This window comes from uncultured Desulfosarcina sp. (genome assembly GCF_963664155.2).
Classification (GTDB): Bacteria; Desulfobacterota; Desulfobacteria; order Desulfobacterales; family Desulfosarcinaceae; genus Desulfosarcina.
The window spans coordinates 3,585,194-3,598,885 of the sequence record NZ_CAXXXH010000001.1; the positions used below are offsets into that span (position 1 = coordinate 3,585,194).

11 protein-coding genes are annotated in these 13,692 nt (G+C 57.0%); 6 read left to right on the forward strand and 5 right to left on the reverse strand.

The window, feature by feature from the left end; translation table 11 throughout:
* The first annotated feature begins 160 nt into the window (after positions 1 to 160).
* Positions 161 to 2,743: a TRAP transporter permease gene (locus tag ACHZBS_RS16280; RefSeq protein WP_319407575.1), complete on the forward strand. Its 2,583-nt coding sequence runs from the start codon at positions 161 to 163 to the stop codon at positions 2,741 to 2,743.
* Positions 2,744 to 3,083: 340 nt separating this feature from the next.
* Here the strand turns inward: ACHZBS_RS16280 and ACHZBS_RS16285 are convergent, their stop codons facing one another.
* The gene (locus tag ACHZBS_RS16285) at positions 3,084 to 4,343 is read right to left on the reverse strand and encodes an MFS transporter (RefSeq protein ID WP_319407576.1); all 1,260 of its coding nucleotides are present in this window, start codon (positions 4,341 to 4,343) and stop codon (positions 3,084 to 3,086) included.
* Between the two features lie 205 nt (positions 4,344 to 4,548).
* On the opposite strand from ACHZBS_RS16285, the gene ACHZBS_RS16290 reads away from it, so the two are divergent.
* Positions 4,549 to 4,791 (forward strand): hypothetical protein, encoded by a 243-nt coding sequence (locus ACHZBS_RS16290; RefSeq protein ID WP_319407577.1) that lies wholly within the window; start codon positions 4,549 to 4,551, stop codon positions 4,789 to 4,791.
* A 45-nt stretch (positions 4,792 to 4,836) separates the two neighbouring features.
* Here ACHZBS_RS16290 and ACHZBS_RS16295 read toward each other — a convergent pair whose 3' ends face one another.
* The 3 genes from ACHZBS_RS16295 to ACHZBS_RS16305 all read right to left on the reverse strand — a co-directional run bounded on the left by ACHZBS_RS16295 (position 4,837) and on the right by ACHZBS_RS16305 (position 7,432).
* Entirely contained in the window at positions 4,837 to 5,364 is a 528-nt protein-coding gene (locus ACHZBS_RS16295) for a hypothetical protein (RefSeq protein ID WP_319407578.1), read from the reverse strand.
* A gap of 28 nt (positions 5,365 to 5,392) precedes the next feature.
* Positions 5,393 to 6,475 carry an MBL fold metallo-hydrolase gene (locus ACHZBS_RS16300; RefSeq protein ID WP_319407579.1) on the reverse strand — a complete coding sequence of 361 codons (1,083 nt, stop codon included), beginning with the start codon at positions 6,473 to 6,475 and terminating at the stop codon, positions 5,393 to 5,395.
* 201 nt (positions 6,476 to 6,676) lie between these two features.
* Positions 6,677 to 7,432, reverse strand: a complete 756-nt coding sequence (locus ACHZBS_RS16305) for a phytochelatin synthase family protein (RefSeq protein WP_319407580.1) — start codon at positions 7,430 to 7,432, stop codon at positions 6,677 to 6,679.
* Between the two features lie 278 nt (positions 7,433 to 7,710).
* Between ACHZBS_RS16305 and ACHZBS_RS16310 the strand changes: the two genes are divergently transcribed.
* The 4 genes from ACHZBS_RS16310 (at position 7,711) to ACHZBS_RS16325 (ending at position 12,850) form a co-directional block, all read left to right on the forward strand.
* A complete protein-coding gene (locus ACHZBS_RS16310) occupies positions 7,711 to 9,774 on the forward strand; it encodes a transglycosylase SLT domain-containing protein (protein WP_319407581.1) in 2,064 nt (687 codons plus the stop codon).
* A 361-nt stretch (positions 9,775 to 10,135) separates the two neighbouring features.
* Positions 10,136 to 11,626, forward strand: coding sequence for a CDP-alcohol phosphatidyltransferase family protein (locus tag ACHZBS_RS16315; protein WP_319407582.1), 1,491 nt, complete (start codon positions 10,136 to 10,138; stop codon positions 11,624 to 11,626).
* 102 nt (positions 11,627 to 11,728) lie between these two features.
* Complete coding sequence (locus tag ACHZBS_RS16320) at positions 11,729 to 12,217, forward strand: YchJ family protein (protein WP_319407583.1); 489 nt, start codon at positions 11,729 to 11,731, stop codon at positions 12,215 to 12,217.
* Positions 12,218 to 12,316: 99 nt separating this feature from the next.
* A complete protein-coding gene (locus ACHZBS_RS16325; RefSeq protein ID WP_319407584.1) occupies positions 12,317 to 12,850 on the forward strand; it encodes a nitroreductase family protein in 534 nt (177 codons plus the stop codon).
* 222 nt (positions 12,851 to 13,072) lie between these two features.
* Here the strand turns inward: ACHZBS_RS16325 and ACHZBS_RS16330 are convergent, their stop codons facing one another.
* Complete coding sequence (locus ACHZBS_RS16330) at positions 13,073 to 13,627, reverse strand: hypothetical protein (protein ID WP_394708002.1); 555 nt, start codon at positions 13,625 to 13,627, stop codon at positions 13,073 to 13,075.
* Between the last annotated feature and the right edge of the window lie 65 nt (positions 13,628 to 13,692).

A 13,692-nucleotide genomic window follows, 5' to 3' on the forward strand; every position in this document is an offset into this window, starting at 1 on the left:
GGTGAAGCGTTGTGGGCGTGCCGCTCTTTTTAATTCCCTTCATTCTGTACCATCTGTTTCGCTGCGCGCGTTGCCCATACCGTCCCCGCAACCTGTGTTTCCTGCAGAGATCCGTTGGTAGCAGCGGCTGCCCATTGCGCCACAAGGAGGAATCGTCACCATGGTCAAATTGAAAAGCCAGACGGCGTCAGCCATCGATCCCAACGCGATTGTTGCTGAAACGGAAACCGGCGCCCGCAATCCCACCGGCACTATCCCCAAGGCGGTCCTGTTTTACGTGCCGCTGGCCTGGACCCTGTTTCAGCTCTGGTACGCTTCGCCTCTACCGTTTCTTTTCAACTTCGGGATTTTCAACTCGACCGAGGCCCGTTCCATCCACCTGGCCTTTGCCATGTTCCTGGCCTATACCGCTTATCCCACATTCAAAAAATCTTCACCCCGGGACTATATCCCGACACAGGACTGGGTGGTGGGCTTGCTGGCGGCCCTCTGTGCGGCCTATCTGTTCATCTTCTATGCGGAGCTTTCCGAGCGACCGGGTAACCCGACCCAGCTTGACCTCGTGGTCGGGGTCATTGGGCTGATCCTCTTGTTGGAAGCGACCCGCCGCGCCCTGGGGCCGCCGCTGATGGTTGTTGCCGCCATCTTCATGATCTACACCTTTTTCGGCCAATACATGCCGGCCGTCATTGCCCACAAAGGCGCCAGCCTATCCAAGGGAATGAGCCACTACTGGCTTTCCACCGAGGGGGTCTTCGGGGTTGCCGTGGGGGTCTCCACCGAAATGGTCTTCATGTTCGTCCTCTTCGGCGCCCTGCTCGAAACGGCCGGAGCAGGGAACTACTTCATCCGGGCGGCCTTTGCCGGATTGGGTCACCTGCGCGGCGGGCCGGCCAAGGCCGCGGTGGTCGCTTCGGGATTGACCGGCCTCGTATCCGGCTCGTCCATCGCCAACGTGGTGACCACCGGAACGTTTACCATCCCGCTGATGAAAAAGGTGGGGTTCTCACCGGAAAAGGCCGGGGCGGTGGAGGTGGCCTGTTCGACCAACGGCCAGCTCATGCCCCCGGTCATGGGCGCCGCGGCCTTTTTGATGGTCGAATACGTGGGTATTTCCTACATCGAGGTGATCAAGCACGCCTTTTTGCCGGCCATCATTTCTTACATCGCCCTGTTTTACATTGTGCATCTGGAAGCCTGCAAGATGGGGCTCAAGGCCCTTAAGAAACCGAGCTCCGGGGCTACGCTGCTCCAGAAAATGACGACCTTTGTCGGCGGTTTTCTGCTGATGGTCGTGCTGACCGGCGTCACCTACTACGGGATCGGATGGATCAAGACCGTTGCCGGTGATGCCGCGTTTTATATCGTCGGCGTGATCCTCATGGTGGCCTACCTCTTCCTGCTGCGCCTTTCCTGCAAGGTGCCCGAACTGGAAACCAGCCTCGAAATGGAAAAGCTGCCGTTTCTCCTGCCGACCCTGCTCACCGGTTACTACTTCCTCCTGCCCCTGGTGGTGCTGATCTGGTGCCTGGTGGTCGAGCGGCTTTCCCCGTCCCTGTCCGCCTATTGGGCTACGATGCTGATGATGGTGATCGTCGTCACCCAGAGGCCGCTCAAGGGGTATTTCCGCAAGACGAAGGCACCGGAGTTTTCGTTTATTCGCGGATTGCAGGATCTGGTGACAGCCATGGTCGGCGGCGGCCGCAACATGATCGGCATCGGCGTGGCCACCGCGGCGGCCGGCATTGTGGTGGGCACGGTGACCCTGACCGGCATCGGTTTGGTCATGACCGAATTCGTGGAGTTTATCTCCGGCGGCAACCTGATTCTCATTCTGGTCTTTACTGCCGTCATCAGCCTGCTGCTGGGCATGGGGCTGCCCACCACGGCCAACTACATCGTGGTGTCGACTCTCATGGCGCCCGTGATCGTCAACCTCGGGGCACGCTCCGGGCTGCTCGTGCCGCTGATTGCGGCCCACCTGTTCGTTTTCTTTTTCGGTATCCTGGCCGACGACACTCCTCCTGTGGGCCTGGCGGCCTTCGCCGCGGCCGGCATCTCCGGCGGCGATCCGATTCGTACCGGAATCCAGGGCTTCGGTTACGACATCCGTACCGCTGTCCTGCCGTTTATCTTCATCTTCAACACCGAACTGCTGATGATCGGCGTCGGGACCTGGTACCATTTTTTAACCGTGGTCGTCGGGGCTGTCGTGGCCATGATGATTTTCGCCGCCGCCACCCAAGGTTATTTTTTGACCAAGAGCCGCATCTGGGAAACCGTAGCCCTCCTGCTGGTGGCCTTCACCCTGCTTCGCCCCGGATTCTGGTGGGACATGATCTATCCCCCCCTCTCGGAGGTCAAGGCCACCCGTCTCGAGCAGGTCATCGAGCAGACCGAAGCGGGGGCCCACTTGATGCTTGAGGTGGCTGGTGAAGACATGCGGGGGCGGGCATTTACCAAAAGCCTGATGCTGCAGGTAGGCGACGAATCGACGCCCACCGAGCGATTGACGGCCATCGGCATCGAAACCCGAGTGGAAGACGGCCGGGTGTTTGTGGATAATGTGGTTTTTGGGAGCCCGGCGGAAAAGGCCGGCATCGACTTTGATCAGGAAATTCTGCATATCTACGTACCGGCCAGCATTCCGCCCAAGCATCTGATGTTCATCCCGGCGTTATTGCTGCTGGCCTGTGTCTGGCTGGTCCAGCGGAGGCGTTGCCGGCGCCTGGCGGTGGCCTGAGACCGCCGCGCCAACGACAGTTGAAGCCCTCGGAAAGTCCTGATACCGGCATCGCCCTGCATCCGGGTGCAGCTGCGTATTTTAAATGGCAGGAAAAATGACCTGTCAAAGACCGCCGGCAAAAGACGGTCTGCCTGCGGGCGGTTTTCACTTTTCGATCAGATCAAGCATTCACACCACATTCGCCACTTGTGTTCGCTATTGATCAACTGCTGTTGAGCCTGACTGTGGTTGGCGCCGTCAACAATGGTTATCTGCAATGCAGCAACGATGTCAGCAGTGATCCTTTTCTCATGACCGGTCAAAGGTCTCGCGGCTTGCTGCGCTGATCCATCTTCTTTTATCGAGGTCGTTGGCTGTCGATTTCAGGATTGTTGCGCGGGTCCAGGGACATGACTACCGGTGATGTGCTTTTCATGGGAGCGAAAGCCACCTGGTCTTCCACCGCAACGGTTTCCACCTTTTCCCGCTTTCTTAAATAAAGGGTGATCACGGCAAAGGTGCCGTTTATGAGACACCAGAAAGCGAAAAGGCCGAAGGGCGTGTCCAGCAGGGTCATTACCCCGGAGGCCAGTATCGGGCTGGCGCAGGCACCGATGCTGTAAGCGAACAGCAGGCCTGCACTGACGGCCACCGCATCCTTTCCGCCGAAAATATCATGCGCCCGGGCCACCGAGACCGGATAGACGGCGAACATCAGTGTGCCGAAAAGTCCCATTCCTACCGCCATACCCCCAAACGACGTCTTCCCGATGACGAACATGAACCCGCTTACCGCGGCGATAGCGGTTGCGATTACGCTAATGACAACGGTGCGGTCGAACCGGTCCGACAGGGTTCCCACCGTCCACTGGGCCGCCAGGCCGGAGAACACCGTGATGGACATGATCCATGACAACTGGCGCAGCGACAGTCCGATGCCGGTGCAGACCACCGGCGTCATGGCATAAAAGGCACTGTTGGTCAGACCGGCGGCCATACACCCCAGCATGCCCAGCGGTGACCGGCGGAAAATAGATATGAAAGGATAGGGCTTGGTTTCGGGCAGACTGGGGTGGGCTCCCTCGGTGGCGGATACCGGTACCAGGCAGAGCGCGAAGATGATACCGGCAATGATGAACAGCGTTTGCCCCTGAACGCCGCCGACGTTGAGCAACTGCTGGCCGATGCCGATGCCCAGGTAGGTCAGGGTCATGTAAATGGAAAACACCCGCCCCCGGTAGCGCGATTCGGTGCACTCGTTGAGCCAGCTCTCGATGACCATAAACAGACCGAAAGTCGTGACCCCGCATAAAAATCGCAGCACCCCCCAGAACCAGGGGGACAAGTAGAGCCCGTGGAGCAGGGCCGCGGCTGTCGTCGTGGCGGCAAACACGGTGAAGGCGCGGATATGACCCACCCGTTGGATCAACCGATGGGAAACGAAGGAACCGGTCAGCAGGCCCGTGAAATAACAGGACAGGACCATACCGGTGGTGCTCGTTGAATACCCCTCCGCGGCCATGCGTGTGCTCAGCAGGGTGTTTAACAGGCCGTTGCCGGTCAAAAAAATAAAGGTGGCGGTAAACAAGGCACCGAACGCACCCAGGGTGTTGACCATGTTATTTCCTTAAACCGGTGTGATGACCATTCAAGACAATCCATCGATATTTAGAGAGACCACCGACAAAAGCAAATCTGTGCCAATTAAGCAATTCATTTCTTGGCGAGGTCCTAACGCGCACCCGTCACCCCGGTTTGCATTTTTTAGGATGATGAATATTGTATCTGATAGATCGAACCAACTGAAACGAAAGGAAAAGACAATGAGTGAAATGACTTCGTGCAAACCCAAAATCATCATGGACCTTGAATCGCTCAATACCTCAAACGCCCGGGGGTGTCCGGCCTGCGGCCGAAAGTTCAGCCTCGGCGACACAGCGGTGCTGGCCTGTGGCGCATGGGGGGGCGGTTCGCGCTATATTCACGAAAACGAGGCCGTTCAGGACGCCAAGACCTCCCAGTATTTTGAACGCGGATATTATATGAGTCTGAAGGCCGGTGTATAATACGTTTGCTGCAATCAGAATGGACGACAGCGAGTGGATCGTCGTTTAATCAACGGTTTTCCAGTATCCTTCCTGCTTGACGACGTTCACCTGGGACTCGGGCACCCAGATCCGTTCGTCATGATCCTGTTCGTACCGCCAGTGGTCACCCATCCACACCTTCCTTATGCCGTAATCCCAATAGCCGGGTTCGGTGCGCGTATCCATGACCGGCGGCACCCACACTTTCTCTGGTTCGGGGAGCGGCGCCGGCGCTGCGGGCGGGGGATTGTTCACGATGATGATCGGCGGGGCTTCCTGCACCACGGTTATACTGGCGGGCCACCAGTAGACGGGCCGGCCATGAGCGGGTTTATAACCCGGATAGATCGGGTGGACGGGTTTTCCCGGGTCTCCTGGATGCACCGGCGGCCGGAACGGTCGTTTTAACCGGCCCCGCAGATCCTGGATCGGTAGATTTGCGGTCGATCGGACGCCGACGGGATCATGCGTTCCGAAATGGCTGCGATCGGCGAACGAATTCTGAGGACCGGCGATAAGAAATAGAAGCGTGATAAAAAGCAATCGTTTCATTGCATATTCCTTTCGGCACCCTCTTTCATCAGAAAAAATAGGTGCCGCCATGTCCCAAGGGGATCCATTGTCTGAGAAGCCCTTTTTCGCTCAGCGTTTTTTTAAGATCATGTGGCGGGAAGTGAACCGGTTCGTCTCCCAGTTGGAAGGTTCCCCAGTGGGCAATCATCAGTCGTCTGGCCTTGATTTCCTGAAACGCCCGGACCGTTTCCGAGGGGTTCATGTGACTGGACGCCATGAACCACCGCGGTGCGTAGGCCCCCATGTTGAAGACGGCCAGGTCAATATCGAAATCCTGGCCCAGTTGTTCGAATCCATCGAAGTAGGCGCTGTCCCCCGAAATGTAAATCACCGGTCCGCCGGCGGTTTTAATCAGGTAGCCGCCCCATAGGGAGCGGTTGGGCCCGGTGATGGGGTTGCGCATGGTCCAGTGGTTCGCGGGTAGAAAAGTGATCTCCCGGGGGCCGTCGCTATAGTGCTCAAACCAGTCCAACTGGGTGCGATGGGTCATGCCTGCTGTCTTGAATTCGCTGTTGTATCCCAAGGGGCTGATCACATGGGTGCCGGGGTCAAGCGTCGCCAGGGACCGATAATCCAGATGGTCGTAGTGGCCGTGGGTAATGAGTACATGGTCCGGCCGCGGCATGCTCTCCAGATTGAAGGCCAGGGGGGTAAAATCCTTGATAAACCAGAAGATGTCGTTGAAGACCGGATCGATCAGCAGGACCCGGTCCCCATCCTTGATCAGCACGGTCGAATGTTTAATGAAGGTAACCGACACTCCCCGGTGGGCCTTTACCGGCTCCCAGTCGATGGAGACGGGTGAAAGCGGCTGCTCGTCAAGGAACGCACCGTAGGCATTCTTGTGGAAAAGCTTCCAGGAGAGCACCTGCCAGAAACGACCGTTGCGCGGGATACCCATGGGATTCGAAAAGATATTATTCGGTCCGTGGTGCATCTTGCGCCGGGCCATCTCCCGCAGGCTGTCGCCGTTAAGCGGACGATAGTGAAGGGATGTCGACGGACCCCGGGTATCTGCGGCAGCCTGTGCCAGCCGTGGCACAAACTGGGCTGCCAGCACGGCCTTGAGAGCCGTTGATAGTCTGCCCATGAATCGTCTCCTGGACATGCGAAGATTCGGGTTAATCCTATTTTCAGGCGTGTTGAACGGATTCGGCTCCTTTGCTTTTAAATTGATGGTTAACGATAACCATGATCGCCAGCCTATGCAACCGCGGGCATTGGTGTTTTGTCCTGCACGAATGCGATCGTTGGTCCGGGCGGAATGGTCAACCGGCGTCAATGCAATCGGCTAATGTGTCTGAATATAGATATATCCGCCGCTGCCGTAACCAAAGGTTGCGAATACATGATGATAGTCACTGGACAGTCCTTTGTAGAAGGTCCCGAAATCCACCTGATAGGGATTTTCCTGTTCGGGATCCACATCGAGCATGGTGACCCGGTCGGTGGCTTCATCGTAGGCGCCCACGGGTGATATGTGGGGGATATTCAAGGTGGGGACAAGGGCGCCCTGATCGAAGTGGGTGATGATCAGGCCGCTGCCATGACGATCAAAATCCCGCAGACACTTTTTCAGTCTGGTGCGGACAGGTGACCTCGCCGGGGCATTTTTGGGGGTCTGGACGACGTCAACGGTTCGAATCTTCAGGCCGTAGGCGGCGATGCTGTCTTTGACCACCTGGCCCAGAAGCGGAAGCGGCAGCCCGCGGCGTCCGTGGTATCCGCCATTGCTCATCCGTTCTTTCCAGTGTCCGGTTGTTACCCGATCGAGGATGTCGGTCTGGCTGATGGGAGGGGCGTCACCGTTTTCCAAAGACCTGATGGCGTTGATGCACGATACCACCGTGGCCACCGAGCACGAGGATTCGTGAAATTGCTTGACATGGTATTTCCAGATGGCTTGTTTAAGCGGATTCCATTGGGGATGGGCCGGGGGATGGGCGGTTCGAATCCGGTTGCCGCTAAAAGCGCCGGTGCCGGTCATTCGATGGAAGAAATACCGGGTGTAAAGGTAGGGGCGAATCAGGTTGCGCTGCAGGTTCATTTCATCCCTCAAGGATCGAAAAATAATCTACAATATGATCATTGATCGGATTCATTCAAGTCTTCTGTCCAAAGCGGTGCGAAATAGTATCGGGTTTTGTCAATTATTTGTCGCTTCTTGTCCGGTTTTCCGGACACATTTTTGTATGACGGCGAGGCATTTTTTAGCGAACATCAGAACAGACAGGGTTCTTAAGACGACATTGATCTGTGGTATTAATATTGCTTGTCTATTCAATGGTTATCTACCCAAACCCAGACATACAAGGACGTGTCGCCATGCATCACCAACGTGTAACGATAGGGGTCCTCGTCTTTTCGGTCCTGCTCGGCCTGTTCCTTTCACCCGTTCATGCCGCCGAAGATCCATTTCCCCTATACCCGGTCATCGATCCGAATGTCACGTTCTGGACGAATATTTATGCCCGTTATTCGACCACCCAGGCTGTCGTTCACGACAGCGTGCATCTGGATATCGTTTATGAGGTGATCGACCTTAAACCTGCCGATCATCCGGGTGCCCGGAAAATTAACCGCCTGCGAATGAAACGGGCCAGCCAGCGGGTTGAGTCGCTATTGAAGCGTCTGGCCGCCGATCCGTTGACAGAAGATGCCGACTGCCGGCGGGTGGCGGCGCTGTTTGGACCCGGGGCGGATGCACGCACATTCGGCCATGCCCGTCATCGGGTTCGCTGTCAGATCGGTCAGCGGGACCGCTTCCAGGCCGGCCTGGTTCGTTCCGGGGCTTACATTGACCGGATGCGGGCCATTTTAAAATCCAATGGGGTGCCCGAGGATCTGGCCTATCTTCCCCATGTGGAGTCCTCTTTTAACACCAACGCCTACAGCAAGTTCGGTGCGGCCGGGATGTGGCAGTTCACGCGGTCCACAGGCAAGCGATTCATGACCGTGGATTATGTGCTGGACGAACGGCGTGACCCCATTGCCGCCGCCCAGGCGGCGGCCCAGTTGCTCAAGGAAAACCACGATCGGCTGGGCAGCTGGCCCCTGGCCATCACGGCCTACAACCATGGTGCCGCAGGTATGCTGCGGGCCAAGGCCGCTCATGGCGATTATCCCCATATTTTCACTTCCTACAACGGCCGAACCTTTAAGTTCGCATCGAGGAATTTTTATTCCGAATTTCTGGCCGCCCGCCGGGTGGCATCCGACTACCAGCGTTATTTCGGGCCCCTGGCCTTGCATGCCCCCATCCGATCAAGAACCGTGAACCTGGATGGCTATGCGGCGTTAACGGATCTTTGCGGACATTTCAAGGTTTCTCCACAAGTGGTCCGGGCCATGAATCCCGCGCTTCGGCCTCCCGTGTTCGACGGCCAGAAGTATATCCCCAAGGGATATGCCCTGAACCTTCCCCCCCACGTTGAATCGGAGGGCGTATCGATTGCCGATATTCCTTCGGATGTATTCAAATCGGCTCAGAAGCTCAGCCGGTTCTATACGGTTCAGCGGGGGGATACGGCCGGCAAGATCGCCCGGATGCACCGGGTGAAGCTGGACGATCTGATTCTGGCCAACAATATGGATCGGCGGGCGACCGTTTATGCCCGGCAGACCCTTCGCATTCCCCAGGCCGGGGAATCGGCCCCCACTGAAAACATCGCCCAGCCGACAATACCGAGTGATCCCGTGGTTCATGTTGCGGCTGTGGACCGCGCAGACAGATCTTCTGCCATACCAGCGAACATCCCCTTGGAAAGCCCGGTCGCCCAATATCGGCGTCCGGGGCCGTCTCCAGCCGACCTGATCGCGATGGCCGACGTTATGCCCGAAGGCGTGCCGGAAGATTCGATCGGCCGCGACGTGGGCATAGAAACGGGCATCGTCAGCGCCGATGTCGGGTTTGACCGGATTATCCAGGTCAGGCAGCAGCCGGTAGGGATCATTACGGTCGAGGTAGAGGAGACCCTTGGCCATTATGCGGAGTGGGCCGGTGTCCGTGCCTCCCGGATCCGTCGCCTCAACCATTTACCCTTCGGCCAGTCGCTGCAATTGAACCAGCAGATTAAAATTCCCCTGGACGACGTGGCGGCCGAGGATTTCAAAGCCCGGCGCTTCGAGTTCCACAAACGGCTGCAGGAGGATTTCTTTGCGGCTTATAGGGTCGGCGAACTCCAACGATATCGGGTCCAGCCGGGAGACAGTTACTGGACCCTGTGCCGGGAAAAATTCGATCTCCCGCTGTGGCTGCTCAGACACTACAATGCCGATGTGAACCTGGCAGCGCTGAAAATTCACCAGCCGCTCACCATCCCCGCCCTTGAAAGTGTTCCGGAAAACAGTCTGGATGCGGTTGACGGAAGTGCTCTGCCGGACGCCTGAATCCCCCGGCCTGTTGGGGAGATAGTCAAAGGGTGCGGAGGCACCCTTTCTATTTTTCAGAGAAAACCGTTTCATTCCATAAGAAGATGTGAATGTCCGGCCCTTCGCGCCTTGACTAGAATGGGCAATCCCTTTATGATGCCTTTGACGCGATGGTTAACGGGTCTCGGGAAAATTAATTGGCCTATTTTGCCCCTCTTTTGACTGGATACGGCCTACCGTCAATACTTCCATACCAACCGTATGAAATCATTGACGCACCGGGTATCCGATCCAAAATCCGGTGCGATCTCAAGCGAATTGATTTTTCAGAGTCGCCTCGTTTTGATCAACACCTTTCAGGCTGACAGGCATTGCTTCCATGACCGATAAAATCCCACTGCCGGCGAGGTTGGCCGCTATTTTCGTCTACAGCCGCCCTCTCCTGATTTTTGGGGGCATGATCTGCGCCGTAGCGGTCATATGGGGTAGAAACCCGGTGGTGTATACCGTCGGGGTTTCGTTTCTGATCCTCTCCATGATTGTCGACCTGGTGGACGGCTGGTTCTCGGCCCGCTTCAGGCCCAACGCCCCGCTTGCGCCCCTGGCGGACCGGCTCATGGACAAGCTGGTCTATTCCATCATCTTTCCGGTCATCGCTGCCGGTATGATGTGGCGTCTGCTGGTGTCGGAGACAGACCCCACCCATGGCCAGCTGATGCATGCAATTTTTGTTCTGGTGCTTTGCGTAACGGTCCTGGTGCGGGACAGCTTTGCGTCTTTTATGCGCGGATTCGCCATCCGCCAAGGGGTGGAACCGGAGAGCAGCGAATACAACCGCATGCGAACCATCGTGGCCGCACCGGTCAGCGCGCTGCTCTACGCTTACGCGTTCTACATCCCCGAAGGACCGGAGTCATGGATCTATTTCCGAATTTCCTACCTGGGGAACGTCTCCCTGCAAATCCTGTTTTTTGTGGAAATCCTGTTTTTCATCATCAACCTGGGATCCATCGCGGGGTACTGCCGCAAATACGGCACCGCCTGCCTGGACGAACTGTGTTTCGGGGACCAGGTGCTCCGACGAAAAATTCTGTCGGTGTTTCCCAACGCCCTGACCGTGATGAATGCCCTGATGGGCCTCATCGCCGTGTTTTTTGCCTACCAGGGCCGGATGCGGGAAGCCTATCTGATGATGATCGGGGCTGCCACGTTCGACAAGCTGGACGGCGCCCTGGCCCGTCGGCTGGGCCTGACGGAACCCCTTTCCGATGAACCGGGCAAGAAGACCATCAACATGGGCAGCATCATGGACGACCTGGCTGACGCCATCAGCTTCTGCATCGTGCCGGCCTGGATTTTTTACATCACCCTGAACCTGTTCGGTGAAGGCCGCTTCGACCACCTGCCCATAGGATGGATTGCCGTATTCTATGCGGTTATGGGAATGGGCCGGCTGGTGTACTTCACCCTGGATAAGACGCCTATCCCCGGTTTTTTCAAAGGGTTGCCCACCCCTGCAGCGGCCATGCTGGTGATGTCTCCGCTGGTGATTTTCGACCACGCCCTGGCGCTCTCTTCTCAGCGGATCCTTTTTTGGGGACTTTTCGCAACCGGCACCATGGTGTTTGCCGGGGTCATCATGAACCTCTATCCGATTCGATATCTCCACATGGGGCGGACGATGAGCCGCCATCCCTGGTTCGGCCGCGCCAACCTGCTGCTCCTGACGATCAGCATGTTTACCCCCATTTTCGGGGAGATTTGCCTGGGGTATATGGTCCTCTATCTCCTGTCGCCTGTCTTTACCTGGCGAATCCATCCGAGTGATGCCGCCCGGGAAAGCCAGCGGAAACCCTTGCCCGAAGGCTGATCCCTGGTTTAACATTCGTGCGGTTTTGGATGCATCGCCCATGGATGACACCCCCAAATGACAAACACAACCAGTAAGCCAACCCATAATTGGAGCAACCCTATGGAACTTTGTCCCTGCGGAAGTGAAAAAGATTACACGGAATGCTGTCAACCGCTGATTACAGGAGAACGGACCGCCGATACCGCCGAAGCGCTGATGCGTTCCCGCTACACGGCCCATGCGAAAAAGGAGTTCGATTATATTTTCGAGACCACGCATCCTTCCAACCGCCAGGATGCTGACCGGAAAGGGACGGCAGCCTGGTCACGGAAGCTGGAATGGCAGCGGCTGGAAATCCGGAAAATAGAAAACGGAGGCCCGGATGATTCGACGGGTACTGTGGAGTTTCTGGCGCGCTACCGCAAAGACAGCAAGGCATTCGACCACCATGAGATCGCTGAATTTGTCCGAGAAGACGGCCGGTGGTATTTTAAGGACGGCCAGGCGCCGCAGCCGGTGCAGGCCGTTCGCCAGGGGCCGAAAATCGGTAGAAACGACCCGTGTTCCTGCGGCAGCGGCAAGAAGTTTAAGAAATGCTGCGGGGCTTGAAAGACGACGGATGACGACTGTCGGAGCCCTGAGGCCCGGAGCTGACGCTTTCAGCCTTATTGGGGTTCGCCAGATTCGTAAACTCCCGGAGGTGTGAAGATGTTTATCGACTTGTTAAGGTCGCGGCGAAGCATTCGAAGATTCAAAGACAGACCCGTCGAAGCTGAAAAGGTTGAACTGATCATGGAGGCGGCCCTGCGGTCACCCTCCTCACGGGGTGGAAATCCCTGGAAATTCATAGTGGTGAACGATCCGGAGACCATCAGGCGTCTGTCAACGGCCAAGCCACACGGTGCTTCGTTTCTGGCCAAGGCCCCACTGGCCATCGTGGTTTGCGCGGATCCGGGTAAATCGGATGTCTGGGTGGAAGACGCCTCCATTGCTTCCATTATACTACACCTGGCGGCCACCGACCTTGGCTTGGGAAGCTGCTGGATCCAGCTGCGCAAGCGGAATCACGACGAGACAAGAACCGCCGGCGAATTCGCGGCCGAGCTTCTGGGACTGCCCGCAGGATGGGCCGTGTCCACCATTATGGCCATCGGGTATCCAGCCGAGCAGCCGGCACCCCATCCGCAAACGTCCCTTCAGCGCGACAAGGTGAGTGTCAATCGTTACGGCAATAAAGAATGAGGGATTCGTAAAAAGTATCAAGATGTGTCATTCCCGCGCAGGCGGGGCACGTAGTGAAGCTTTAGCGCTATCTATAAGTATTTGATAACACTGGATCCTCGCCTGCGCGGGAATGACAATAAAGAGGGTATTTCGATTTTTTACGAATCCATCAAGAATAAACCGCAGTCTTTTCACCTGCAACGGCCACCGGTAGTCCGGCAGCCGTAATTAAGCGAGGGATCACGCCTTCCCGAAGGCGCTTTCGAAGAGAGCATGGATGGCTTTTTTGCCGTCGTCGGTGAGATTCCGGGTGCCGGTGCCCACAAAGGTGTCCTTTTCAATTGTCGGCGTCCCTGCCACCCACGCATTGTTTTCCCAGACAAACCAGCCTTTGCGCTCCTGATCGTAGACATGCACCGGCCGGTTGAACAGCCTGGCCAGTTCCACGCCCCAGCCGGTCCCTCCCTTGACCGTGTCATCCGGCTGAATCCAACCTACGGCGATTACGTGGTAACCGCTGTTGACCATGTGGAAAATAGTCTGGATCACCTTGCGGATCTTGTTGGCCTGGGCGAATTTTCGACCCATGCGGGCCGACACGATCTCCATGCTCACATTGCCCTTGTCCAGTTCCTCAGGTGTCAGCTCACGGACCCCCCGGGAGCGTTCAGTCATGTGTCCCTCAAATGAAAAGTTGACCTCCTGGATGCCCCAGGCTTCGGCCAGTCGGCCGAATTCGGATTCGGCGCCTTTGTGGCCGCCGCTGTAGAGGGTGATATGGGAACGATCTGCCATCATTTTCTCCTTCTGAAAATAGGTGCTGGTGTTAAAAAAATGCCCGTTCGAGACGGACGGCCGGG